Source organism: Lacisediminihabitans profunda, assembly GCF_008040105.1.
Taxonomy (GTDB): domain Bacteria; phylum Actinomycetota; class Actinomycetes; order Actinomycetales; family Microbacteriaceae; genus Lacisediminihabitans; species Lacisediminihabitans profunda.
The window spans coordinates 122,272-147,279 of sequence record NZ_VRMG01000003.1; the positions used below are offsets into that span (position 1 = coordinate 122,272).

The 25,008-nt window shown below is 68.4% G+C and carries 23 protein-coding genes and 2 tRNA genes; 18 read left to right on the forward strand and 7 right to left on the reverse strand.

The annotated features are described in order from the left end of the window. Positions 1-19: 19 nt before the first annotated feature. Positions 20-829 (forward strand): M23 family metallopeptidase, encoded by an 810-nt coding sequence (locus FVP33_RS01845; protein WP_147781927.1) that lies wholly within the window; start codon positions 20-22, stop codon positions 827-829. A gap of 197 nt (positions 830-1,026) precedes the next feature. On the opposite strand, the gene FVP33_RS01850 is transcribed toward FVP33_RS01845, so the two are convergent. After that, positions 1,027-2,712 carry a glycoside hydrolase family 13 protein gene (locus tag FVP33_RS01850; RefSeq protein WP_147781928.1) on the reverse strand — a complete coding sequence of 562 codons (1,686 nt, stop codon included), beginning with the start codon at positions 2,710-2,712 and terminating at the stop codon, positions 1,027-1,029. 345 nt (positions 2,713-3,057) lie between these two features. Between FVP33_RS01850 and FVP33_RS01855 the strand changes: the two genes are divergently transcribed. The 6 genes from FVP33_RS01855 to FVP33_RS01880 all read left to right on the forward strand — a co-directional run bounded on the left by FVP33_RS01855 (position 3,058) and on the right by FVP33_RS01880 (position 9,275). Continuing rightward, positions 3,058-4,323, forward strand: a complete 1,266-nt coding sequence (locus FVP33_RS01855) for a sugar ABC transporter substrate-binding protein (RefSeq protein ID WP_147781929.1) — start codon at positions 3,058-3,060, stop codon at positions 4,321-4,323. Positions 4,324-4,544: 221 nt separating this feature from the next. Then, entirely contained in the window at positions 4,545-6,167 is a 1,623-nt protein-coding gene (locus tag FVP33_RS01860; protein WP_147781930.1) for an ABC transporter permease subunit, read from the forward strand. A gap of 1 nt (position 6,168) precedes the next feature. Beyond that, the gene (locus FVP33_RS01865; protein WP_147781931.1) at positions 6,169-7,104 is read left to right on the forward strand and encodes a sugar ABC transporter permease; all 936 of its coding nucleotides are present in this window, start codon (positions 6,169-6,171) and stop codon (positions 7,102-7,104) included. Positions 7,105-7,140: 36 nt separating this feature from the next. Then, the gene (locus FVP33_RS01870) at positions 7,141-9,021 is read left to right on the forward strand and encodes a glycoside hydrolase family 13 protein (protein ID WP_147781932.1); all 1,881 of its coding nucleotides are present in this window, start codon (positions 7,141-7,143) and stop codon (positions 9,019-9,021) included. Between the two features lie 80 nt (positions 9,022-9,101). Further along, positions 9,102-9,173: transfer RNA gene (locus FVP33_RS01875), tRNA-Thr, on the forward strand. 28 nt (positions 9,174-9,201) lie between these two features. Then, a tRNA-Met gene (locus tag FVP33_RS01880) sits at positions 9,202-9,275 on the forward strand. A gap of 66 nt (positions 9,276-9,341) precedes the next feature. Here FVP33_RS01880 and FVP33_RS01885 read toward each other — a convergent pair. Next, entirely contained in the window at positions 9,342-9,770 is a 429-nt protein-coding gene (locus tag FVP33_RS01885; protein ID WP_342779833.1) for a winged helix-turn-helix transcriptional regulator, read from the reverse strand. Positions 9,771-9,896: 126 nt separating this feature from the next. On the opposite strand from FVP33_RS01885, the gene FVP33_RS01890 reads away from it, so the two are divergent. The 6 genes from FVP33_RS01890 (at position 9,897) to FVP33_RS19915 (ending at position 14,733) form a co-directional block, all read left to right on the forward strand. After that, positions 9,897-10,550 (forward strand): NAD(P)H-dependent oxidoreductase, encoded by a 654-nt coding sequence (locus FVP33_RS01890; RefSeq protein ID WP_147781933.1) that lies wholly within the window; start codon positions 9,897-9,899, stop codon positions 10,548-10,550. A gap of 171 nt (positions 10,551-10,721) precedes the next feature. Continuing rightward, entirely contained in the window at positions 10,722-11,342 is a 621-nt protein-coding gene (locus FVP33_RS01895) for an NADPH-dependent F420 reductase (protein WP_147781934.1), read from the forward strand. Positions 11,343-11,393: 51 nt separating this feature from the next. Then, complete coding sequence (locus tag FVP33_RS01900) at positions 11,394-12,350, forward strand: SDR family oxidoreductase (protein ID WP_147781935.1); 957 nt, start codon at positions 11,394-11,396, stop codon at positions 12,348-12,350. Next, entirely contained in the window at positions 12,347-13,015 is a 669-nt protein-coding gene (locus tag FVP33_RS01905; protein WP_187270541.1) for an NADPH-dependent F420 reductase, read from the forward strand. The genes FVP33_RS01900 and FVP33_RS01905 overlap by 4 nt, the downstream gene beginning before the upstream one ends. A gap of 106 nt (positions 13,016-13,121) precedes the next feature. Beyond that, the gene (locus tag FVP33_RS01910; RefSeq protein WP_147781936.1) at positions 13,122-13,688 is read left to right on the forward strand and encodes a TetR/AcrR family transcriptional regulator; all 567 of its coding nucleotides are present in this window, start codon (positions 13,122-13,124) and stop codon (positions 13,686-13,688) included. A 346-nt stretch (positions 13,689-14,034) separates the two neighbouring features. Continuing rightward, on the forward strand, positions 14,035-14,733 hold the full coding sequence (locus FVP33_RS19915; protein ID WP_246142127.1) for an aggregation-promoting factor C-terminal-like domain-containing protein: 699 nt from the start codon (positions 14,035-14,037) through the stop codon (positions 14,731-14,733). Between the two features lie 58 nt (positions 14,734-14,791). On the opposite strand, the gene FVP33_RS01920 is transcribed toward FVP33_RS19915, so the two are convergent. Further along, positions 14,792-15,445 (reverse strand): VOC family protein, encoded by a 654-nt coding sequence (locus FVP33_RS01920; protein WP_147781937.1) that lies wholly within the window; start codon positions 15,443-15,445, stop codon positions 14,792-14,794. 211 nt (positions 15,446-15,656) lie between these two features. Here FVP33_RS01920 and FVP33_RS01925 point away from each other — a divergent pair, with 211 nt between their 5' ends. Next, positions 15,657-16,001 carry a cupin domain-containing protein gene (locus FVP33_RS01925; protein WP_147781938.1) on the forward strand — a complete coding sequence of 115 codons (345 nt, stop codon included), beginning with the start codon at positions 15,657-15,659 and terminating at the stop codon, positions 15,999-16,001. A gap of 125 nt (positions 16,002-16,126) precedes the next feature. Beyond that, positions 16,127-16,552, forward strand: coding sequence for a DUF2255 family protein (locus FVP33_RS01930; protein ID WP_147781939.1), 426 nt, complete (start codon positions 16,127-16,129; stop codon positions 16,550-16,552). Here the strand turns inward: FVP33_RS01930 and FVP33_RS01935 are convergent. Further along, positions 16,546-17,361, reverse strand: a complete 816-nt coding sequence (locus tag FVP33_RS01935) for a phytanoyl-CoA dioxygenase family protein (protein WP_147781940.1) — start codon at positions 17,359-17,361, stop codon at positions 16,546-16,548. The genes FVP33_RS01930 and FVP33_RS01935 overlap by 7 nt on opposite strands. A 71-nt stretch (positions 17,362-17,432) precedes the next feature. Between FVP33_RS01935 and FVP33_RS01940 the strand changes: the two genes are divergently transcribed. After that, positions 17,433-18,260, forward strand: coding sequence for a helix-turn-helix domain-containing protein (locus tag FVP33_RS01940; RefSeq protein ID WP_147781941.1), 828 nt, complete (start codon positions 17,433-17,435; stop codon positions 18,258-18,260). Positions 18,261-18,281: 21 nt separating this feature from the next. Here FVP33_RS01940 and FVP33_RS01945 read toward each other — a convergent pair whose 3' ends face one another. Both FVP33_RS01945 and FVP33_RS01950 read right to left on the reverse strand, forming a co-directional pair. Further along, a complete protein-coding gene (locus tag FVP33_RS01945) occupies positions 18,282-19,328 on the reverse strand; it encodes a medium chain dehydrogenase/reductase family protein (protein WP_147781942.1) in 1,047 nt (348 codons plus the stop codon). A gap of 117 nt (positions 19,329-19,445) precedes the next feature. After that, complete coding sequence (locus FVP33_RS01950) at positions 19,446-20,063, reverse strand: TetR/AcrR family transcriptional regulator (RefSeq protein WP_147781943.1); 618 nt, start codon at positions 20,061-20,063, stop codon at positions 19,446-19,448. Between the two features lie 203 nt (positions 20,064-20,266). Here FVP33_RS01950 and FVP33_RS01955 point away from each other — a divergent pair, with 203 nt between their 5' ends. Both FVP33_RS01955 and FVP33_RS01960 read left to right on the forward strand, forming a co-directional pair. Then, positions 20,267-20,986, forward strand: coding sequence for an SGNH/GDSL hydrolase family protein (locus FVP33_RS01955; RefSeq protein WP_147781944.1), 720 nt, complete (start codon positions 20,267-20,269; stop codon positions 20,984-20,986). Between the two features lie 110 nt (positions 20,987-21,096). Continuing rightward, the gene (locus FVP33_RS01960; RefSeq protein WP_147781945.1) at positions 21,097-21,933 is read left to right on the forward strand and encodes a ZIP family metal transporter; all 837 of its coding nucleotides are present in this window, start codon (positions 21,097-21,099) and stop codon (positions 21,931-21,933) included. A 34-nt stretch (positions 21,934-21,967) separates the two neighbouring features. Here the strand turns inward: FVP33_RS01960 and FVP33_RS01965 are convergent, their stop codons facing one another. Further along, positions 21,968-24,943, reverse strand: coding sequence for a helix-turn-helix transcriptional regulator (locus FVP33_RS01965; protein WP_147781946.1), 2,976 nt, complete (start codon positions 24,941-24,943; stop codon positions 21,968-21,970). Positions 24,944-25,008: the final 65 nt, after the last annotated feature.

Genomic DNA, 25,008 nt, shown 5'->3' on the forward strand with positions numbered 1-25,008 from the left:
CCCCTGAGGAGTCCACGACGTGTCCGAGCCGCTGCCGCAGTCCCGACGGGAACTGCGCGAGCGAGAGTCGGCGGGGCGGGAGCCCCAACGCGCGGTCGCACTGCCGGCCAGGGCGACCGCGGCCGCACGGCCGACGCGACGGCTTCTGCCCCGGCTTCTGAGCATCGGCGCGATGCTGGGTGCCGCGGCGCTGCTGGTGGCGACATCCCTTCCGGCGAACGCGTTCTACCGCGGGCCGGTCGAGGCGAGCCTCACGGCGAAGTCGGCGCCCGCGCAGGTGTTCGAGGCGAAGAACGAGGTCGTGGTGACCGCGCCCGCTCGGGACGCCTACAGCGTGGTGTCCCTCGCGCAGAAGGTCAAGGTCATGGCCGTGACCAAGTCGTTCTCCTACACGAACGACCCGAACGGCACCGTCCAGTGGCCCTTCGCCGTGGCGGTGCCGATCGCGAGCGGCTTTGGCGACCGGCTCGTCGCCAACTGCGGGTACTGCTCGACCTTCCATGAGGGACTCGACTTCACGCCGGGCGCCGGAGCTCCGATCCAGGCGATCGCGGATGGCGTGGTGAGCCTTGTGCAGGAGGATCGCGGCGGTCTCGGAAACCACGTGATCATCGACCACGTGATCAACGGCAAGAAGGTGCAGAGCGTCTACGCCCACATGCTCACCGGGTCGGTGCGGGTCACCCTCGGCCAGGCGGTCAAGGTGGCACAACAGGTGGGGCAGGTGGGAAGCACGGGCGCCTCCACGGGCGCCCACCTGCACCTCGAGATCCATCTCGACGGCACGCCCGTCGACCCGTTCGCGTGGCTCAAGGCCAACGCGAACTGAGGCGCGACGGGAGATCCCACGCGGGTGCGGCCCGGCGGCCATGCGCGTACCCGGCGGCCACGCGCGTACCCGGCGCCATCCCTGCGAATGTGCCCCGACGTCGTGACTGTGCCGGGGCGAGAGGCCCCGATCACGACAAACGTGCACACACGGGGTCATGATGGCGGACTCGACGGCCGCGACGCCTGCGCTGCCGTCTAGACCCGCAGCCAGACTGCCGTGTCGTTCGGAACCGTGCGGCCGATGAACGGCTCGGAGGCGAGCACGACGACACCCTCCGGCAGGGTGGGCTCGGCGCCTCCGGTGTTCGCGATCACGACGATGTCGCCGTTGCGGAACGCGACGACCGTCTCGGGGTAGCCCGGCAGCCACTCGAGTTCGCCGAGACCGAGGTCGTGTTCGGCACGCACCGCGAGGGCGGTGCGGTAGAGCTCGAGGGTGGAACCGGGCACGCCGCTCTGCGCATCACGTGCATACGGGCCCCAGTCGGCCGGCTGCGGCAGCCAGCTCGCGCCGACCGTGCTGAAGCCGTACGACGGGCTGTCCGCCTCCCAGGGGATCGGCACGCGGCATCCGTCTCGCCCGTAGCGCTCGTGGTTGGTGCGGAACCAGGTGGGGTCCTGGCGCGCGGAGTCCGGCAGGTCGATGACCTCGGGCAGGCCGAGCTCCTCGCCCTGGTAGATGTACGCGCTGCCCGGCAGCGCGAGCATGAGGGCGGTGGCCGCGCGCGCGCGGGTGAGCCCGAGCGCGCGCACGGGCTGGCCCGGCGACTTGGGGCCGATGCCATGGCCCTGGGGGTTGGGGGCCGTGAGTGCCAGGCGGGAGGCGTGGCGTACCACGTCGTGGTTGGAGAGCACCCACGTGCTCGGCGCCCCCACCCCGGTGAACGCCTCGAGTGAGGCGTCGATCACGCGACGCATGGTCGGACCGCTCCACGGCGTCTCGAGGTAGGAGAAGTTGAAGGCCTGGTGCATCTCGTCCGGCCGCACCCAGCGGGCGAGCTTGGCGAGCGGCTCCACCCAGGCCTCGGCGCAGAGCACGCGGTCGCCCTCGTACTCCTCGAGCACGGTGTGCCAGTCCCGGTAGATCTCGTGCACCCGGTCCTGCGCCCAGTAGGGCGGCGTGGGCGGGTCGTAGTCCGCGTGGGCGAGAATCTCCGGTTCGAGACCCACCGCGCCGCCGCCCATGCTGCCACCGGATTCCGGGGCCGTGTAGTCGGGGAGGCCGGACTCCTTGATCAGGCCGTGGGCGACATCCACCCGGAAGCCATCCACTCCTCGGTCGAGCCAGAAGCGAAGGATGTCGCGGAACTGGTCGCGAACCCACGGGTTCTCCCAGTTGAGATCGGGCTGGGAGGTGTCGAAGATGTGCAGGTACCACTGGCCGGGAGTGCCGTCGGCACGGGTGAGCCTGGTCCAGGCCGGCCCGCCGAAGACGGATTCCCAGTTGTTCGGCGGCAACTCGCCGTGCTCGCCCTTGCCCTCGCGGAAGAGGTAGCGGTCGCGTTCGGGGCTGCCCTCCTCGGCGGCCAGAGCCTCGACGAACCAGATGTGCTGGTCGGAGGTGTGGTTGGGTACGAGGTCCACGATCACCTTGAGACCGAGCTCGTGGGCGCGGCGTTCCATCGCCTCGAAGTCCGCGATGGTGCCGAAGAGGGGGTCGACGTCGCAGTAGTCCGCGACGTCGTAGCCGCCGTCCTTCTGGGGCGACGTGAAGAAGGGCGACAACCAGATCGCGTCGACCCCGAGGTCGACGAGGGCGGGCAGGCGCTCGGCGATGCCGATGAGATCGCCGACGCCGTCATCCCCCTGCCCGTCGGCAAAGGAGCGCGGGTAGATCTGGTAGATGACGGCGGAACGCCACCATTCGTTGCCCATAGTCATGCGAAAACCCTAGGGCATCCGGGCGGCAGCTATGTAAGCGGTTGCAGCCGATCTCCGCGGCAGGCAGGCAATCGTCCGACGACGGCGTCGGCTGTGAAAGCGTTTGCAGCGATGTCGAGGAGGATTCGAAAAACCCCGGACTTCGTGGGAAATCTTCCGATTCTGACCTCGCGCCCACCGCAGGAGGGCATTGTTTACGGTCGTGCATCGATGCGGCCGTCCTGTTGCGAATGCCCCGTCGGCTTGCTATACATGTAAACGCTTGCACAAAGCCTCCGGGAGAACGCCCTCTCGCCACTGCGCGGAGGGGTTCATTTCCCACTCTCACAGAAGAAAGGCACACCAATGAAGGTGACCAAACGATCCTGGCTGGGTATCGCCACGCTGACGATCGCGGCTCTCGCAGCCACGACGCTCGCGGGCTGCTCGTCCTCCTCGACCACGGGGAGCGATCTCTCCAAGAGCGGCGCGAGCACACTGACCCTGTGGGTCGACACCCAGCGGGCCCCGGCCCTCAAGGCCGTCGCGGCGCAGTTCAAGAAGGACACCGGCGTCACGGTGAAGCTCGTCGTGAAGGACTTCGCCACCGTCGACCAGGACTTCATCAGCCAGGTCCCCACCGGCAAGGGTCCGGACATGATCGTCAGCCCGCACGACAAGCTCGGCGCCTACGTCAAGAACGGTGTCGTCGCCCCGCTCGAACTCGGCGACAAGGCCGGGGACTTCGCCAAGGTCGCCATTCAGGCGGTCACCTACGACGGGACCGTCTACGGCCTGCCGTATTCGATCGAGAACGTGGCCCTGCTGCGCAACACCGCGCTCGCTCCCACCGCTGCGAAGACCTTCGACGAGGTCATCGCCAACGGCAAGGCGGCTATGGCCGCCAACGCGTCCACGGTGAAATACCCGTTCCTGCTCGGGCTCGACCCGAAGCAGGGCGACCCGTACCACATGTACCCGTTCCAGACCTCGTTCGGGTCGTCGGTCTTCGCCCAGAACGCCGATGGCACGTATGACGCGTCCAAGCTCACGCTCGGCGACGCGGCCGGCCTCAAGTTCGCCACGGCCGTGAAGCAGTGGGGTGCCGCCGGCATCCTCAACCCGAACATCACGGGCGACATCGCGATCGACGCGTTCAAGAAGGGCGAGTCGGCGTACTACCTGACCGGACCGTGGAACGTGCCGGCCATCAAGGAGGCCGGAATCAAGTATGCGATCGACGCGCTTCCCTCGGCCGGCGGCCAGACCGCCAAGCCGTTCCTCGGGGTGAACGCCTTCTTCATCAGCTCCAAGAGCAAGAACAAGATCGCGGCGACCAAGTTCCTGGTCGACTACCTCGGCTCGAACGCCGTGCAGGAGGAGCTCTACAAGGTGGGCGGGCGTCCGCCGGCTCTCACGAGCGCCTACGAAGCGGTCTCGAAGACGGATGCCGACGTCAAGTCGTTCGGCAGCATCGGCCTCGACGGCGTTCCCATGCCGGCCATCCCCGAGATGGCATCGGTCTGGGCGGACTGGGGAGCGGCCGAACTGCAGCTCACCAAGGGTGACGGCGACCCGGCAACGGTGTGGACCACCGCGGCCACGAACGTCGCAGCGAAGATCAAGGGCTAGACGCGAGTCATCGCGACAGTTCCCCCTCGTCGCGATTGTGCCCGGTCGAACGGGCACAATCGCGACACCGGGGCCCAGGCGCCCAGCGCAGCCGGTCGCGGCGCGCCTCGATTCACAGGCACCCCCGTCACACGAACCCCCGTCTCACGAGCCGCATCGGCTCGCCGGTCCCGCAGCACTCGCGCGGCCGGCTATCGCAGCACCGAGGAGCACCCCACACCATGGCCGCAGAGGGAAAGGGCAGGGCAGCGATGCTCGAGCCGAAGACGCGCCGCACGTCACGCGCCCCGGGGCCGGATCGCCCGAGGAGCGAGATGGCGGCCCTGCTCGTGAAGATCGCCCTGCTCGGAATCCTCGACGCGCTCGCGGTCTACGCGGTCTTCATCCTCGTCGGCCTGCACCAGTGGGCGGCCGTGGTGGTCACGGTGCTCATCACCGGCCTGATCAACTGGATCTACCTCGGCAGGGGGAAGAGGCTGCCGGCCAAGTACCTCACTCCCGGCGTGATCTTCCTCGTGGTGTTCCAGGTTTTCGTGGTGCTCTTCAGCGGCTACATCGCGTTCACGAACTACAGCGACGGCCACAACAGCACCAAGGAAGATGCCGTCAACAGCATCATCCAGGTCGCCGAAAAGCGAGTTGCCGATTCGCCCGCCTACAAGCTCAGCGTGCTCGAGAGCGGAGGCACGTACTCCTTCCTCGTGACCGACCCGAAGGGTGTGGTCAAGGTCGGCTCGGCCGACCAGCCGCTCACACCGGCACCCGACGCGAAGCACGACTCGACCGGCAAGGCGGTGGGGCTCGACGGCTACACGACCCTCACCCTGTCCCAGATCCTCGCCAACCAGGCCGCCATCACCGCGGTGCGGGTGCCGCTCTCGGACAATCCGAGCGCCGGGGCGCTGCGAACCGACGACGCCAACGCGGCCTACGTCTACCGCTCCAACCTCAGCTACGACGCGAAGGCAGACACCTTCACGGACGCCGACGGGGTGGTCTACGTGAACTCCGGCAAGGGCTCCTTCGCCACCGCCGACGGCTCGAAGACGCTCAGCCCCGGCTGGAAGGTCGACGTGGGCATCGCGAACTTCGTGAAGGCCTTCACCAACGAACAGATCAGCGGCCCGCTCTGGAGGGTGATCGTCTGGACCTTCGCCTTCGCGATCCTGTCGGTGCTGGCCACCTTCGCGCTCGGCCTCTTCCTCGCGATCGTGCTCAACCATCCGACCCTCAGGGGCAAGAAGTTCTACCGGGTGCTGGTGATCCTTCCGTACGCGTTCCCGGCCTTCCTCTCCGGGCTGGTGTGGGCCGGGCTGCTGAACCCCCAATTCGGATTCGTCAACCAGGTGATCTTCGGCGGGGCGGACATCCCGTGGCTGACCGATCCCTGGCTCGCGCGGTTCAGCGTGATCCTGGTCAATCTCTGGCTGGGCTACCCCTACATGTTCCTGGTCTGCACGGGCGCCCTGCAGTCCCTGCCGGAGGAACTCGACGAGGCGGCCCGGGTGGACGGGGCGAGCCCGTGGCGGGTATTCCGGTCGATCAAACTGCCGCTGCTGCTGGTGTCCGTAGCCCCCCTGCTCATCGCGTCGTTCGCGTTCAACTTCAACAACTTCAACGTGATCTACATGCTCACGAGAGGCTGGCCCCGCTTCACGGATACGACATTCGACATCGGATCGACCGACCTGCTGATCACCATGGTCTACAAGGTGGCGTTCGGTCAGGGTGGTGCGCGCGACTACGGGCTCGCGAGCGCGCTGTCGATCCTGATCTTCCTGCTCGTCGCGGTGGTCTCGATCATCGCGTTCAGACGCACCAAGGCACTCGAGGAGATCAACTGAGATGGTTGTCATCGACCCCAGCATCACCGCACCGGAACTCGTGACGCCGTCCCCGGCCGCCGCGTACCGCGTCAAGCGCCCCGTCACCTTCGGCCGTTGGTTCCGCGCCACGGGCTGGCGGCACCTCGTGGCCGTGGTCATGGTGATCTTCGCCGTGTTCCCGCTGCTCTACGTGCTGAGCGCCTCCTTCAACCCCGGCGGCTCGCTGGTCGGTTCGAACGCGCTCTTCACCAGGATCGACCTGCAGAACTACGTGAAGCTGTTCACCAACCCCGACCAGCCGTTCGCCCTCTGGTTTCTCAACACCATCCTGATCGGCACGGTCACCTCCGTCTGCACGGTGTTCCTGGGGGCGCTGGCGGCATATGCCTTCTCGAGAATGCGTTTCCGGGGGCGTCGCGCCGGGCTGCTCTCCCTCATGCTGATTCAGATGTTCCCGCAGTACCTCGCCGTGGTGGCGATCTTCCTGCTGCTCTCCGCCATCTCCGACGTGTTCCCCATCCTCGGCCTCGGTAGCCAACTCGGCCTGATCCTCGTCTACCTCGGTGGCGCCTTGGGCGTCAACACCTACCTGATGTACGGCTTCTTCAGCACCGTGCCCGTGTCGATCGACGAGGCGGCGAAACTGGATGGCGCCAGCCACGTGCAGATCTTCTTCACCATCATCCTGCGGCTGGTCGCGCCCATCCTCGCGGTGGTCGGTCTGCTCTCCTTCATCGCCACGACCGGCGAGTACGTGATCGCGAGCATCGTGCTCACCGACCCCAATACGCAGACTCTCGCCGTTGGCCTCTACTCGTTCGTCTCCCAGGCCTTCTCCAACAACTGGAGCATCTTCGCGGCCGGGGCAGTGCTCGCGGCGATCCCGGTGATGGCGGTGTTCCTCGCGCTGCAGAAGTACATCGTCGGCGGGCTGACCGCCGGATCGGTGAAGTAGGAAACGCGGCGCGTCACTCCGCACTATCCTCGAGAAATGTCGTCCCACTTCGCCCCGACGCCCCATCACGACGGATCGCCGCTGTACGTTTCCACGCCGGCGCCGGCGCTCGGCGACACCGTGCGGGTGCGGGTGCGGGTGCCGGAGGCCTTCGGGCCGGTGCTGGCCGTGCACACGAGGTCCAACCCCGACCGCGAGCCGCGGTATGCGGTGGCCACGCCCGTCGCGAACGTCGACGGGTGGGAGTGGTGGGAGGCGGAGCTCCAGGTCGAGAACCCGGTGCACGGCTACCGATTCCTGCTGAGCCTGGCCGACGGCAGCAATGTCTGGCTCAACGCGACGGGGCTGCACCGCATCGAAACCCTCGACTCCGAGGACTTCCGCATCGTCGCCTATCCGGCGGCGCCGGACTGGGCGGCCAACGCCGTGATGTACCAGATCTTCCCCGACCGGTTCGCGCGCTCGGCGGCGGCGGATGCCCGCCAGCCACCCGAGTGGGCCGTGCCAGCCGGGTGGTCGGACGAGGTCGTCAACGTGGGTCCGGACACCCCGCGCCAGTTCTATGGTGGAGACCTCGCCGGAATCGCCGAGCACCTCGACCACCTCGTGCGCCTCGGCGTGAACCTCATCTATCTCACCCCGGTGTTCCCGGCACAGTCGAATCACCGCTACGACGCGCAGTCCTTCGCCCGGGTCGACCCGCTTCTCGGCGGGGACGAGGCCCTGGCGGCGCTCGTCGCCGCCGCCCACGAGCGTGGGCTGCGAGTGATCGGCGACCTCACCTCTAACCACAGCGGCGACGCGCACGAGTGGTTCCGCGCATCCCACCGCACCCCCGGCGCCCCGGAGAGCGAGTTCTACTACTGGCTCGACGAGGCCCAGGAGCGCTACGTGTCGTGGCTCGGCGTGCCGAGCCTGCCCAAGTTCAACTGGAATTCCGACGAGCTGCGCCGCCGCTTCATCGACGGCGAGGGGTCGGTTGTCGCGAAGTGGCTGAAGCCCCCGTACAGCCTCGACGGCTGGCGCATCGACGTGTCCAACATGACGGGGCGCTACCTCGATGAGGATCTCAACGAGGTTGTGCGTCGCACCGCGCGCCGCACGATGCTGGAGGCCAATCCGGACACCATTCTGCTCGGCGAGTCCACGAACGATGCGGCGAGCGACTTTCCGGGCGACGCCTGGCACGGGGCGATGACCTACGCCAATTTCACCCGGCCGGTGTGGGGCTGGCTCTCCGAACCCGGCAGGCCGGCTCCTGGCGGCATCGGGATGGCGCTCGGCACCATCCCGTCGTACAGCGGCGAGGAGGTGTATGCCGCCCACGTGCGGTTCACGGCGGCGTTCCCGTGGCGGGTACGCCTCCACAACATGAACGCGCTCGACACCCACGACACCCCGCGGTTCCTCACCCATGCCCGGCCCGGCACGGTGCCCGTGGCCTTCGGGCTCGCCGTGACGCTCCCGGGCATCCCGGTGGTCTTCGCCGGGGACGAGTTCGGGCTCACCGGTTCGGACGGTGAACACTCGCGAACCCCGATTCCGTGGGACTCCGTGGACGCGGCAGAGTCGACCATCGACCTGTACTCGAGGCTCATCCACCTGCGCACCGGGCACCCGGCTCTCAACTCCGGCGGCATCCGCTGGCTCCACGCCGGCACGGAGGTGCTCGTCTTCGTGCGCGAGGCTGCCGAGGAGAGCGTGCTCGTCGTCGCGGCTCGGGGAGACTTTTCGGTCACTCTCGACCCCCACGCCTTCGCGGGCAACCCGGTGACCCTGTTCGGGGAGGTGGGTGCGGTGCTATCGCCGCAGGGATGGACGCTGAGCGGCTCTGGCCCGTCCTTCGGGGCCTTCGCCCTGCCCGGCATCGCCCTCCCGCACTTCGCAGACCCGGGAGCGGTTCTCGCCCTCGAATGACCGCGTGCGGGCGGCACCCTCGCGGGTGCTATTCTCGAACGGTGCCAAAACGGCTTCGGGGTGACTCGGCTGCCAGTTTTGCCCCCTTAGCTCATTGGTAGAGCACTTCCTTGGTAAGGAAGAGGTAGTGGGTCCGATTCCCACAGGGGGCTCTCGCAGCCCGTCATCGGGAGGCGTCCCGGCGGGGTAGCTCAGGTGGTTAGAGCACACGGCTCATAATCGTGGTGTCGCGGGTTCAAGTCCCGCTCCCGCTACTTACCTTAATTTGCTTGAACAGTGGGGCTGTCGGAGTCTGCTTTCAGGCGTCGTGAGTCTCCTGGTCACGGTTCTCGAGCGTCGCTATCGAAGCTTCGCCGGTTGCCGACGATCGTGTGCTGGTGCTCGCTCACCCAGTCGGCGAGGGTTAGGGCCACGAGCTGGAGCGATCGGCCGAGGGCGGTGAGCTCGTACTCGACTCGCGGCGGCACCTCGGCGTAGACGGTTCTCGAGACGAGGCCGTCCCGCTCGAGGGCGCGCACGGTGACGGTGAGCATCCTGCGGGAGATGCCCGGGATGATCTCGGTGAGTTCGGTGAACCTTCGCCGCTCCTCGCCGAGCACTCCGATCACCAGCAGCGTCCACTTGTCCCCGATGCGGGAGAGAAGTGACCGGAACATGTCGGGGTCCTCGCTCGTGCAGAGCTGGGCCATGGTGGGCATGGACTGGACGAGCCGTGCCCGCAGCGCATCGACCTGAGTCTGCTGGGTCATCCGCTCCCCTTCGGTTACTGCCGGGTAACGGGGGATCGTTTGCGGTAACGGGGACCCGACGTGCAGAGTTACCGATCGTAACTATAGCCCCGGGTCGCCGACCCGGGAACGATCGCAAGGAGTGTCATGTCACTGTTCCGCCTGGATGCCAGTATCCGCACCGAGGGTTCCACGAGCCGCGCCCTGGGCGACATCGTCGAGGCAGAGTGGCACGCCGCCCACCCGGACGCCGCAGTCACCCGGCGGCACATCGGCGTCGCACCGCTGCCCGCCACCGCCTGGTCCGACGCCGTGGCCGCCTCGATGACGCCCGAGCCCGAGCGGACGCCCGCGCAGTCGGCCGCAGCCGCCCTGGCCGGCGAGCTGACCGACGAACTGGCTGCGGCCGACGCGCTGCTGTTTGCCGTGCCGCTCTACAACTTCGGCGTCTCGCAGCACTTCAAGTCTTACGTCGACCTTGTTCTGGCCGACCCCCGCATGAGACCCGGCGGGGTCCCGACGACCGCCGGAAAGCCCGCCGTGCTGGTGACGGTGCAGGGCGGCAACTACTCCGCCGGCACGCCCAGGGAGGGCTGGGACCACGCCACCGCTTGGATGCGGCGCATCCTCGAGGACGTCTGGCGGCTCGACCTCGAAGTGGTGACCCGCGAGTTTACGCTCGTCGGGGTGAACCCCGCCCTCGACCAGTTCACCGAGCTGGCCGACGAACTGAAGCTATTCGCTGAAGGCCAGGCCACCCGGCACGGACGCGCCCTCGCTCGCTTGCCGCGAGCCGCCTGAGCACAAGCACCCGCTCGAGCGAGTCGGGCATCGGCTTGCCATCCCGGCGGTCGAGGAGGGCAGTATTTGCTAAACGGAGCACTGTCCCGCATAATAGGACCACTGCTCCGGTTAGGTCAGCCTAGCCGGACGACCATGAGTTCGGTTCAAGCGATAGTAAGGAGAACACCCATGAGCAGCATCAGCTTCATCGGTCTGGGGGGCATGGCCAGCGCCATTGCCGCTCGCGCGATTGCCGGCGGCAACACCGTCGAACTCGTCGGCCGTGACACGGCCAAGGCGAACGACCTGGCTGCCGCTCTCGGCAGCGGGGCGGCGACTGGCGCATTCGGCAGTGTCCCTGCCGGCGATATCGTCGTGCTCGCCGTCCCGTACTCCAGCGCCGTGGAGGTCGTGACCCGGTACGGCGACGCACTAGCCGGAAAGGTGATCATCGACATCTCAAACACCTTCGACGCCGACGCCACCGGTGTGGTCACCCCGGAAGGCACGTCCGGTGCGCAGGAGATCGCCAACGCGGCCCCGGCGAACGCGCACGTCGTGAAGGCGTTCAACACCGTCTTCGGACACATTCTCGCCCAGGAAGGCTCAGTGGACGTGTTGTTCGCCGGAGACGATGCGCGCTCCAAAGCGAATGTGTCGGCGTTCATCGAGAGCCTCGGACTTCGCCCGCTGGATGTCGGCGGCCTGCAGATGGCCCGCTGGCTGGAAGGCGTGGGACCGCTGCTGATGGGCCTGGCCCAGAACGGCGCGGGCTTCAACATCGCCCTCGGCATCAACACTCTCAACTGAGCGCAGCCGCGCCCCTTCTTATCCACCGCATCACTCGCAAGGAGCAGCAGCATGCGCGTCTTAGTCACCGGCGGGACCGGCCATTCCGGTTCGCACATCATCCCCGACCTCATCGCGGCCGGGCACGAGGTGACCGGCCTGGCCCGGTCGGACACAGCGGCGGCGGCCCTGTCCGCGCTCGGCGCGAAGGTGCGTCGCGGCGACATCCGGGACCTCGACGGACTCAAGGAGGCAGCCGCCGACTCCGACGGGGTCATCCACGTCGCGCACCGGCAGGACCTGCTTCCGTCTGGCGGGATGGACGCCGTGTCCGCCGCGGAGATTCCGGTCATGCTCGCGTACGGCGAGGCGCTGGCGGGAACCGGAAAGCCGCTGGTCGTGGCGGGGAGCATCGGTTCGCCCGGGCAACTGGGCCGGCCGGCCACCGAAGAGGATCCGCCCCTTCCCGTCCGCGACGAGCACCGGGGCACCCTCCGGGTCCGCAACGCGGTGGAGACCACGGTAATCGGCCTCGCCGAACAGGGCGTGCGGTCGTCGGTCGTGCGGATCGCCAATATCGCGCATGGCACCACCGATCGTGCCGGCTTCCTTCCGATGCTCATTGCACTCGCGAAACAGAACGGCTACGCCGGCTACCCCGGAGACGGTGCGAACATGTGGAACGCCGTGCACATCCGCGACATCGCGCCCCTGTTCCGCCTGGCGCTGGAGGAAAGCCCGGCCGGCAGCAACTGGCACGCGGTCGGGGACGGGGGCATCCCGCTGCGCGAGATAGCCGAGGCCATCGGCGGCCGCCTGGGCCTGCCCGTGGTGAGTATCCCCGCGGACGAATTGATGACGCCGGCGTACTTCGGCTTCATCGCGAACATCGTCACGCAGAGCTACCCCGCCTCCAACCTCATCACCCGTCAGGCCCTGGGCTGGGAACCCGCCCAGCCCGGCCTTCTTGCCGATTTGGACAACGGCCACTATTTCCCCTCCTCGTCGAAAGGCACGCTGAAGATATGACCACGGTGGCATTCATCGGAAGTGGGCAGATCGGCAGTACCATTGCGCGGCTCGCCATCGCGGCCGGGCACCAGGTCGTGCTCAGCAACTCGCGCGGTCCCGAAACCCTCGCGGATGTGGTCGCTGACCTGGGGCCGCAGGCCTCCGCGGCGACGGGCGTGGAAGCCGCGGCGGCCGGTGACATCATCGTGATCACGGTGCCGGTCAGCGCCTTTCCCGACCTGCCGGCTGAGGCGCTAGTCGGGAAGACGGTCATCGACACGTGCAACTACGGCCCCGAGCGGGATGGGCACATCCCGGCACTCGACGACATGTCGCTCACCTCGAGCCAACTGCTGCAGCACTATGTCCCAGGTGCCTTGATCGTGAAGGCGTTCAACAACATCTTCTACAAGCACCTGCTGTGGCTCGGCCGCCCGGCGGGGGCGGCCGACCGCTCATACCTGCCCATTTCCGGCGACTCCGCGCCGGCTAAGGCAGTGGTGACCGAATTCATCGACTCTATCGGGTTCAGCGTCGTGGACGCCGGACCGCTGGCCGACAGCTGGCGGCAGGCGACGGGCACGCCGGTATGGGGCGCCCCGTACGGCCCGTACTCAAACAAGAAGGGCCGACCGGCCGGCGAGAGCGGCATCCGCGGGGCACTGGCCGCCGCAACGAGATAACCGCAGCACGTTCCCGGTTTCCGCATCTACGACGGCCTGGCTACCCTAAGTGGATCGGTGCACCGAATATGTAGAGCACTGCCCCACCCATCAATCCGGGAGACACATGCGAGCCGACGCGAAGAAGAACTACGATCGCCTGCTCTCCGTCGCGCGCGACGTCGTCACCGAACACGGCGCCGACGCGTCGTTGCGCGACGTCGCGCGCAAGGCGGACGTCGGGCTCGGCACCCTCTACCGTCACTTCCCCACGCGAGAAGCGCTGATCGAGGCGCTGCTCCGCACTGAGGTGGACGGGCTGACTGCTCAAGCGGCCGGTCTCGAGGAGTCGAGCGAGCCCAAGGAGGCGCTGCTTACGTGGCTGCGCGGCTCCGTCGCGATCACCCATGAATACCGGGGTGTCACGGGCCTGCTGATGGCCGCGCTCGAGGACAGCGAGTCCGCGCTCCATGCCTCGTGCGTGGCGCTGCACGACACCGGCACTCGGCTGCTCGACCACGCCCAGGCCGCGGGGGTAGCGCGGACGGACATCGACGGCACCGACCTGTTCGCCCTGGTCGCGGCGCTCGCGTGGGTCTACGACCAGCCCTCGCTCGCGCTCCGCGCCGATCACCTCTTCGATGTGATATCCGGCTCGGTCTTGCCCGGCCAAGAAACAGCCAGGTCGGCGTAGGTATATCCAGGATCTGGCCCGGTGCCCACGTCGCCAGTTCGTGTCGGCGCACGGATGGCCGCTCGGGCAGCGCGCGGGACGGGCTTCACATGGGCTGCACAGGGAAAATCGGTGTTTCGCCCAGAGTGACTTTGCATACTGGGAACTTCGCCTGCGCGGTCCCACCGGCCCGCGCATCCACAACTCGAGGCGCGGCAAGGCGTGATGATGCCTGTGGCCGTTCCGCCCTTTGGACGTAATGCAGACACACTCACCCCTCTCAACTCGAAAAGAAATCTCCGCCAGACACAAGCGCAAGCGAACCAGGCAGACGGTCGCCGCATCGGTCGCCCTCATCGGAATACTGATGGGAGTCGGCACCCTCGTGCAATCGGCAATGGCAAATGGCTCGAACAGCCAGGCGACTGCCGAACTCTCCGTGCGCGGTGGCCTCAAGAACGAACAACCACACGCCACCTCGACGGTCGCTCGGGCGCAGGCGGCCCGGATGGACAACGCGGCCGAAACCACCATCGGCGCGGCCAACCTCGTGATCACCGACGTGCGCGGAAAGATCGATGCGACCCAGTTGACCCAATCCGTCATTTCGCTGGCGAACTACAAGCTCCTCGACACGGGCACCGTCGTGTCGTTGATCGACCAGACCGAGTCGGCGGAAGCCGCCGCCCAGGCGGCGGCGGCCGAAGTCGATCGTGCGGCGGCGGCGGCGGACGCGGCCCAGGCAGCCGCCGCGGCCAACACGCCGGATGGCGCCCGAGCGACAGCACGGGCGATGGCGGCCTCGAAGTATGGCTGGGGCGACGCGCAGTTCTCCTGTCTCGCCAAGCTCTGGAGCAAGGAGTCCGGCTGGTCTTACACGGCCTACAATCCCAGCGGCGCCGCCGGCATCCCGCAGGCGCTTCCCGGGAGCAAGATGGCCTCAGCCGGAGCCGATTGGAAGACCAACGCGACCACCCAGATCTCGTGGGGTCTCGGCTACATCAGCCGCAGTTACGGCACGCCGTGCTCGGCCTGGTCGCACTCCCAGTCGTCGAACTGGTACTGAGCGGGCGACCGCGCCGCTCGGCGCGCGTCGACCAGCAACTGACGCGGCGGGTCGGCACCTAATCGCTGTCCTCCCTCCACGGCGCGACGTCGACCTCGTTTCCTTCCGAGTCGGCGAGTGTCCACCAGTGGGGGGCGTGGGCGTCGGTCACAATGTGGCCGCCGGCGGCCAGTGCCGCGGCGATGCGCGCCTCGGCCTGGTCTCGCGGAACCGAGACGTCGATGTGGATTCGATTACGTTGCGGTCGTGGCTCATCCATCTGTTGGAATGTGACCCAGGGGCCGCGGCCGAGCGGATCAACGACGTCCTCGTCTCCGAACGTGTCGTAGCCGAGCACCGCGCGCCAGAACGGAAGCACCGCCGGAATGACGAGGGCGTCGATCGAGACCTGCACGGTCTGCACCCTGGAGGGGTCGGCCGCGACGCCGATCTCACGCGCGGCGGCGGAGATTCGTTGCGCAAGCGCCACGTCGCGATCGCTGATGTCGCCCACGTCGTGAGTGAACAGGCTCACGACGACGCCGGAGTAACGCAGGTCGACATCCGGATGATGGTTCGCGGCGTCGGCGAGCCTTCCGATGATCTCGATCAACTCGACCCCCTTGGCGAATGAGCCGGTCACGAAGTAGGTCTTCGCGCCGTCGAAGAGCACCCGCCAGTCCTCGACGCCGTCGGACGCATGGAACTGCCGGGGAGAGATGCGCGTGGTCATGTCCGTCTCCTGTGGTGGAATGGGATAACTCTGCTCCGCGGCGCCGCGATGCGTCAACGGGTTCGATGGGCCGCCCGGGTCTCGAGATGGGGGTTCACTCTCGCGCGGGGGGATAATCTACCCACGCCCGCCACGGCAGGGGAATCGGATCGGCCGACTCGGGTAGATCCGGTTGCCTGCGGCAGGCCGGCCTCGTGGAGAGGACAGCGTGATGAGTGAGGATGAGGCGGCGCCGGAGACGCGGGGCGTCGCGGTAGAGCTGCTGGACACTGTCGATCTGGGCCCCGAAATCCCGGGTCTGGAAGGGCGCCGGCTTCGCATGCGAATGGTGACCATCGAGCCGGGAGGAGTCTTCGGCCCCGTTCACGACCACAAGGGCAGACCGGGGATCGTCTACGTGCTGCGCGGAACGATCACCGACCACCGCGACGGGATCGCCACGGACTACGGGCCGGGCGTGGGCTGGCCCGAGGACCGAAACACCATCCACTGGCTCGAGAACCGGGGGACGGTTGCGGCGGTTGAGATCTCGGTCGACGTCGTCAGCAGCGAGTAGGCGGCAGTCGGTGACCATCCCTGGGCCTGCCTTCGTCACGGTCGCAGATCTCCCGCCAGGCGGGCGGATGTTCCGAGGCGCCAGCGTGGCGGAGCGACCGGTCTGGTTCTAGAGTGTTGGTCACTATGGACTGGGACCAGCTGGTGAGCCACCTCGGAGCGACGACGATCGTCGGCATCGTGACGGAGCGAGCCGATGGCACCGCCGCGGTGGCGCCGATCTGGGCGGTCGTCGTCGACGGGCAGCCCTACGTTCGCTCCTATCTGGGACCGACCGCCCTGTGGTACCGACGCGTGCTCGCCGGCCGGCCCGTCTTCTTCACGACCGGCGACGGCGAGGTGGCCGAACGCGACACCGCCGCCGCCCTTCTGCAGCCTCGGGTGGCCGTGCGAACGGAGTACGTGGACCCGGGCGACCCGATCCAGGCCGCCATCGACGGAGCGTTCCTCGCCAAGTACCGGGAATTCCCGGAGGCGGACGAGATGACGCAGCCGGCCATGGTCGCCTGCACCCGGCGCATCCTCCCCGCTGAGGCGCGCCCGGCTCAGTGAGCGCCGGCGGGCAGCCATCCCTCGCCGCACGCGCCACCGTCGAGGCTCTCGGTAACAGTGACCTCCTCTCCGCCGGGGGTGAGCAGCGGGGTGTAGAAGCGAGCGATCTCCGTGCTCGTCTGCGGCACGTAGTGGAAGATCAGCGAGCGGCGGAAGCGTCCCGTCGACCGGTTCGGGCCGGAGCCGTGCACCATGCTTCCGTGGAAGAAGAGCACGTCGCCCGCTCTCATCGTGGTCTGCTCTGCGGTCATCCCCTCGGGGAGTCGGATCTCATCGCGGGTGAACGATTCGGTCGCGTCCGCCTCCTGGGGGCAGATGATCTCGTAACGATGCGATCCCGGAACGACTTTGAGGCCGCCGTTCTCTCTATCGCAATCGTCGATGGCGATCCAGACGGCGATGCAGGTTTCGGGATGCGCCTGCAGAAACATGTTGTCCTGGTGCAGCGCTTGCCCCCGTGCGGCCGGCGGCTTGAAGTAGAACATCGACTGAGCGGCGAACACGGGCCCCATCAGTTCGGTGACGAGGCTCATGATGCGGGGGTCGAGCATCCATCGCCTGGCGAGCCTGCCCACCTCGAGGTCGGTGCGGCGATGCGGATGCACCAGTCGCGGGAACCGCTTCAGGGGGTCGTCGTCCGGCACGTTGTCGTCATTGCCGACGGAGACGTCTCGCGCGACCTGGTCCATGAACGCCTCCCGGATCTCTGCCACCTCGTCGATGCCGAGGAGCGAGGGGAGCTGCAGTACCCCGAGCCGGTCGAACTCCGTGGCGAGAGAAGCGTCAGTGTCGGGATTGATATTCAACATACGAGCGAGCCTCCCGGAACTCGCACTTTAGGACCAGCGAATTCCCTGCACTAATAGTGGAAGATTCAGCTATGTCACTGAACCGCTCCCGCCCGGAGTCTCCGCAACCGGTGTTCGATCGGGTGGTCGGCGGCCACTTCGCGGAGGGGCCGGAATACGCCACCTGGCGCACCGGCGGTACGGATGACTTCCTACTGATCCACACGGTCGCGGGCGGCGGGCGCTTCGGCGCGCCGGACGGCGAGCTGCTCGTCGAGGCCGGCGATGCCGTGCTGCTGCGACCCGGGCTGCCGCACGACTACGGCACCGCGCTCGGAGCCGAACTCTGGGAGTTCGACTTCGCCCACTTTCATCCGCGCGCGGAATGGCTGCCTCTGCTGGACTGGCCGGTGCGGCTGGGCGGCCCCGGCCTGATTCACGCGGGTGGTGAGGTGCGGCGGCGGGTGGGCTCCGGGCTTCGGCGATCCGCGGGGATGCGGCTCGGCGCGCTCCCACGCGCCGAGCTGTTCGCGGTCAACGCCCTCGAGGAGGCCCTCCTCTGGCTCGACACCCAGAATCCGCTGGCCAGTCGCACCGACGAACGTGTTCTGCGCGTGATCGAGCACGTGGGCTCCCACCTCGCGGAGCCGTTGGACGTCGACACCCTCGCCGAGATCGCGCACCTCTCGCCATCGCGGCTCAGCCATCTCTTCTCCGAGCAGCTCGGGATCAGCCCCCAGCGCTACGTGGAACGCGAGCGCATGACGGTGGCGAAGCAGCTGCTCGATCTCACCAACCGACAGGTCTCTGGAATCGCCCGGGAGGTCGGCTGGGACGATCCGCAGTATTTCTCCGGGCGCTTCCGGCGCTTCGCGGGAGTGACCCCGAGCGCCTACCGGCGGCGCGGCCGAGGGGCCTAGTCGCGACGGTCGAGTGTCCGGTCAGGGAACGAGGATGACCTTGCCTCGAACCGTGCGCGACTCGGCGAGCGTGAGCGCGGCGCTCGCCTGGGCGAGAGGGAAGCGCGCGGCGATGTTGGCCGTGAGGGTTCCGTCGCCGAGGAGCGGGAAGACTCGCCCGAGGTCCTCCACCAGATGGGCGCGAAAGCGGGCAGGGCGAAGGCGATGCCCCGCCCAGAGGTCGTAGAAGGCGGCGGTGCGCCGGTTGGGCAGGGCGTTCCACAGGGCGATCTGGCCGAGCGCCTTCACGAACGGCATGACCATGCCGCCAGCGTTCTTGAGCTCGGAGGCGATGGCATAGCAGACCAGCACGCCGGTGGGAGCGAGGGTACGGTACGACCGGTACATCATGGCCCCACCGACGTTGTCGAAGGCCGCATCCACTCCTCCCGGGGCAAGCTCGAGAACCCGCTCGACGATCCGCGGATCGTTGTAGTCGACCGGCTCGACCCCCGCGGCGCGAAGGGCGTCGTGATGCCGGGGCGATGCGCTGCCGATGACCCGCACTCCGGCGAGCTGGGCGAGCTGGATCAGGATGCCGCCCACCCCACCATTGGCGCCGTGCAGCAGGATCGTCTGGCCGGCCTTCACCCGCGCGGTGCGGTGCAGCATCTGCCACACGGTGAGTCCGTTCACCACCACGGTCTCCGCCTCGGCCGGGTCGATTCCGGGCGGCACCGGCACGCTGTCGCGGGCGGGGACGATCGCGTGGCTGGCCCAGCCTCCGGTCTTCGTGATGGTGGCCACCCGAGTGCCTGGCAGCGCCGGGTCCCCGCCCGGACCCACCTCGAGCACCGTGCCGACGAGGTCGTAGCCCGGCACGAAGGGGAACGCCGGCTGACCGAAGTAGCGACCGCGCCGCATCGCCTGCTCGGCGAAGGAAATGCCTGTCGCTTCCACGGCGACGAGCAGCTCTCCCGCTCCGGGGTCCGGGAGTCGGCGGCTCTCGACGCGCAGTCCGTCTGGCTCCACCAGCCCCGGCAGAATGACTTCGAGGGCGGTGATCGTGGTGGGTGTCGAGCCGGTCATCTGTGGGCCTTTCGTTGGGGTGAGTAGTTTTGTGACTGACTGAACAGTCACTTTTGACGGCAGCGGACGGGTGAGCCCTTCCGTGCGGGATCGAGGCCGGGCCAGACCGCGGCCGGGTCAGTCCCTGGTCGGTCCGGGACGGCTGGGTGTCGGCGCGTCGTCCGGGTGCTGGATGCCGTCGCTGAGCGTACGCGCCCAGGTCTCGTCGATCGACGCGAGGTCCGCCTGCACGATCAGGTGACAGAGCTGGCCATAGGCGACGAATCGTTGCACGCTCGCGGAGTCGGCTCCCGAGGCATCCGTCACGGCCGTCACGAGCTCGGCGAGCCCGCGCTGTACGGCTGCTCGGATCTCGGGAACGTCACACGCGCTCTGGGCGTGCACCTGCAGCATGATGAGGTCGCGATCTCTAATGAGGTCCACATACGCGTCAGACATCGCCGCCAGGATCTCTTCGGGGGTCGAGGCGTCTGTGCCGTCCGCACTGGCGATCAGCCCCACGCGCACGCGCTCGTAGCAGTGCTCGACGGCGGACACGAAGAGCGCGAGCTTGCCCGGGAACAGCCGGAAGACGTAGGCCGGTGAGACCCCGGCGGCCGCCGCGACTTGCGCGACCGGGGTCGCGTGATAGCCGGCGTGAGCGAACACTCGCACGGCGCGGGAGACGATCTTCGAGCGCTGGGCCTCGGCGGTCGAACGCGACTTCGTCTCGGTGGCGGGAGCGGTAGGTGGCATGTAACTGATTGAACAGTCACAACTCGGAAATGTCAAGTTCGACCTGACCGTGGACCGGTCTGGCGGCTCTGCTGCCACACCAGCGCCCCCCTGCCCGGTCCCTCGGCGCCCCCTCGCCGACGGTATGATTCTCTGTGGCTCAGGCAGGTCTGGGCGACACGGAATGAGTGAGTTGCATGCGGGGGATTGCCCGGAGAGCGTTGATGCCGCTCATGTGGGGCTGGGTGCTCGTCCAGGCTCGAGAGGTGCAGAGCTATCCCGTCCCCACGGATTCCCCCAGGGTGCGCCTCCCGGGAGGCGATCCGCTGCGCGTTCTCGTCTTCGGCAGCGGGCCGGCGGTAGGCCGGGGGGTGACGAGCCACACCCTGTCGTTGCCCGGGGCGCTCGCGAGGACGTTGTCCGCTCGATCCGGGCGGGCGATCGAGGTCGATCTCGTGAGCGAGGGATGGATGACCGCCGCGATCGCCTCACGACGGCTCTCGGCGATGGACCTGTCAGGCTACGACGCGATCGTCGTCTTCGTCGGCGTGGATGACGCCCTCACCCTGGTGTCGTTGCGTCGCTGGGCGCGCTCCCTCTCCGCCATGCTCTCCGCGCTGTTCAGCACGGCATCGCCCTCGGCACGGGCCTACGTCGTCGGGATTCAACCGATCCGCAGCATCCCGGTCTTCGACAGCCGGCTGGGAGCCCTCGCGGACCGGCACGCGGTCGAGCTGAACGCCCTGACCGAGGAGGAGTGCGCGCGGTGGCCGCGCGCCGACTTCGTGCGCTTTCGCGAGGCCGACCCCGCCCCCACTCTTCGCTTTCGGGACGCGCCGGCCTACCTCAGAATCGCGCAGCTGCTCGCGAGCGCCATGCGGCCCCAGCTCGCGGGAGAGTTCGCCGAGAACGTCGTCGAGAATACCGACCCTCGGGGATCCTGACGACCGGCCGGCGTCGCTGCCCGGCCGAGTGGCTTTGTGTTCTGCCCATGAGCGAGGTTAGGCTCGCCTAATCCAGCCGATCGGGCTGGCGTCGAAAGAGCACGCTGACCATGAGCCTCGTCAACTTCCTGATTCTCGGGGCGATCGCCGGTTTCACGATCTTCCTCGGCCTGCCCATCGGGCGGCTTCGGTCGAAGTCCCTGCGTCTCATGTCGCTGCTGAACGCGATCACCATCGGCGTGCTCGTGTTCCTGCTCTGGGACGTGTTCTCCCACGCGCTCGAGCCCATCGACGGGGCGCTCGCGGATGCCACGGCCGGCACCTCGGCATCCTGGCTGCCCTCGATCGGGCTCGTGCTGGTCTTCTTCGGGTCGGTCGCCGTCGGCCTCCTGAGCCTCGTCGCCTACGACCATTGGATGGCCCGGCGGGCCGAGGCCGGCAGCCTGGCGGCGGTCTCGGGCAGCGCCCCGGGCATCCTGCGGCTCGGTGAGGCGCCCAGCAGGCTCGCCTTCCTCATCGCCGTGGGCATCGGCCTGCACAACTTCTCCGAGGGACTCGCGATTGGCCAGTCGGCCGCGAACGGTCAGATCAGCCTCGCCGTCGTGCTGGTGATCGGATTCGGCTTGCACAACGCGACCGAAGGATTCGGCATCACGGCGCCGCTCTCCGGTCAGGGACTCCGGCCGTCCTGGGGCCAGTTGGCCATTCTCGGCGTGATCGGGGGAGTCCCGACGGTGGTGGGCACCCTGCTGGGAAGCGTGTTCGTGAATGATGTCGTCTCGATGGTGTTCCTTGCCCTCGCGAGCGGTTCGATCCTGTACGTGATAGTTCAGCTGCTCGGGGTGGCGAGGAGGTTCGGGCTCGGCTACAGCCTCTACGCGGGGATGCTGATCGGCCTGTTCGCCGGGTTCGCCACCGACTTCGTGGTCACCGCGGCCGGAGTCTGAGCCGCGAAGCGACGTCGCCGCCTTCTGACGCGGGTCAGCGCGCGGCGGGGGTCAGTTCGGGGGCCTCGCCCTGATGGGCGAGGAACACGGCCTCGGTTCGGGAGGTGGCGCCGAGCTTGCGCAGGATGCTCGAGACGTGGACGCTCGCGGTCTTCGCGCTGATGAACAGTTGCAGGGCCACCTGGCGGTTGGACTGGCCCTGCTCGACGAGGTCGAGCACCTGGCGCTCGCGCTCCGTGAGCAACCGCCGGTTGTCGGGAACCAGTCCCGGAGTGGGCGTGCTCGCCGAGCCGGATGCCGGAAGTCCGACGCGCCGTTCCAGCTCCGTGACCCTGGCCACGATCAGCCCGGCACCGATCTCGGTCGCCCGGCGGCGAGCCTCCTCCGCGTGCCCCAGCGCAGCCGGGCGGTCGCCGTCGGCCGCGAGCGCCTCCGCGAGCCTGAGACTGGAGTACGGCAAGAGTTGGGCCTGGGCGAGTGGCGAGCGGCTCGCCTGGACCGCGGTTCTCCAGAGGCCGGCATCGGTGCCGGTGTGCGCCGCGCCGCCGAGCTCGGCATCGAAGACGGCGAGGTAGGCGGCGGCGGTCGGCCAGGCGGATGACGGCTCGAGCACGGCGCGAAGACGTGCCTCGATGCGTGCCGGGTCGGTTTCGCCGTCCTCGGTGGCGATCGGCGTGCCGGAGGAGGTCGCGCCGGCAAGGGCGCGGGCGGCGACGGCCAGGAGCGGCAGGTCGTACGCGGCGACGCGGCGGTGATCGGCCGACAGCACCCCGCGCACCTCCAGCCAGGCCGCGGGCAGGTTGCCGGCGGCGAGGGCGATCTCCCCGGCCACCCGGGCGAGGCCCAGCCGCGACTGGGCGTCGATCTGCAGTTGGAGGCTGAGCGGGGCGCGCCAGCCCCGCAACAGCGCCTCGGCGGCGGCGATGTCGCCGCCCCAGAGCGTGGACCAGAGTTTCAGCCGCTGAAGGTGGGCGCTGAAGCCGATCGGGGGATCGAGCTCGAGGGCGCGCTCGAGCAGCTCGTCGGCGCGTGCCAAGTCGCCGCCGGCGAAGAGCGGCTCAATGGTGTTCGACAGCAGCAACGCCCCGGAGGTCCGCTCCACGCCGCGGCGCCGCGCCCCCTCGAACCCCTCGAGCGAGATGCGGATGGCGTCGTCGAAGCGGCCGAGCCCGTTCATCGCGTCCGACATGTTCACGAAGTACCGCAGGCGGGCGGAGTCGTCTCCCCCGGCGAGCTCTCCGGCCCGCTCGAGGTCGGCCAGCCCGCGGTCGATCTCGCCGCGGGCGACGAGGGACATGCCCCGGATGTTGGCCGAGATCGACATCCGGGCGCGGGAATCGACCTCACGGGCCTCGTCGAAGGCCTCGTCCGCGATCTCCACGGACTCGTCGAATCGGGCGTCGAGCATGAGACGCGCCGCGAGCTCCCCCAGGACCGTGGCGCGCAGCACACTCGGCGGTTCACCCTGCAGCACGGCGAGCGCCCGGCGAAGCAGCTCCACCGACCCGGTGCGGCCGACATTGGCCAGATAGGAGGCCTTGTCCCGCAACAGCCGGGCTATCCGCTCCACGTCGTCGGGCGGTGAGTCGGCGAGCGCTTCGTCCACGAGGGAGATCGCACGGTCGCTCTCCCCTGCGTTGCGCAGGTCGTGGGCGGTCTCCGCGAGAAGAGCGACGCGGCTGCGACCGGCCACGGCCTCGGCATCGGGCACCTGGTCCCAGAGTTCGAGCGCGCGTTCCCCCATGCGGGACGCGGTGTCGTAGGCGAACGCCTGGTGGGCTTGGGCCATCGCCGTGATCGAGGCCCCGAACGCGCACTTCATGTCGTGAGCGGCCATCCAGTGGTAGGAGATCTCGGTGGCCGGGATGCACTCGGCGCTCAGCCCGGCCTCGAGGGCGCGGGCGTACTGCGAGTGGTAACGCACGCGCTCGCCGGGCAGCAGCTCTTCGTGGATCGCGTCTCGCACGAGGGCGTGACGGAAGGCGTATGACGTCTCGTCGATCACGATCACGTTGCCCAGAACCGCCTCGCGCGCCGCGCGATCGATGTCGTCGGCGTCCCGGTCGTGCACGGCGAGGAGCAGGCTGTGCTCGACCCGGGTGCCGCCGGCGGCCATCAGCCGAAGGATCTTCTGGGTCGGCTCGCTGAGCGTGTCGTATCGGGCGAGCAGGATCTCGCGGAGCGTGTCCGGGAAGCAGTCCGCGTTCACGTAACCGTCGAAGTCGACGAGCTCCTCGATGAGGAAGGGCACACCATCCGTGCGCTCGAACACGACATCGACGTCATGGGCGAGGGGCGCTGAGCCGAGAATCTCGCCGACGAGCTGACGCACCTGCCGTTTCGTGAGGCGCGAGAGGTCGCGGCGGCTGACGCGCGGGGTGCGGTCGAGCTCCGGAAGCCAGGAGCGCAGCGGATGACCGCGGACGAGGTCGTCGCTGCGGTAGCTGAGTACGAAGAGGATGCGTCCGTGTTCGACGACCCGCACGAGGAATCGCACCAGGCCGAGGGTGGCCTGGTCGGCCCACTGAAGATCCTCGATCACGATCACCAGGGGGTGCTCTCGCGAGACGTTCTCGAGGGCGACCGCCACGCCGTCGTAGAGGAATTCGGCGCCGCCGCGCACCGTGGTCTCGCCGACCCGGTCGGTTGCCGGGGCGGCCCGGGCGCCCAGTTCGGGCAGCAGAAGCAGGAGGGCGCCGCGCGAAGGCCCCGCTGCGTCGAGCAGCGCCTCGGCGCCGATCGTGGCGGAGAGCGCTCGAAGCGCTCCGGTTACCGGGGCGTAGGGCGGGGCATCCCGGTCCAGGTCCACGCACTGGCCCTTCACCACCACGGTTGCGGCTGGCACGGTCGCGGCGAACTCGTCGATGAGGCGCGACTTGCCGATGCCGGCCTCGCCGCCGATCACCACCGTGCGGGTGTCGCCCGCCGCGGACTCGTGCAGGGCGTTCACCAGCGCGTCGAGGTCGCCCTCCCGTCCGATGAGGGAACCGCTCGTCTTTCCCGACCGCATGCTCCCATCGTGCCACGAGCCCCCGACGGCGGAAACATCGCGGGCGACCGTGCTGACCGGCACGC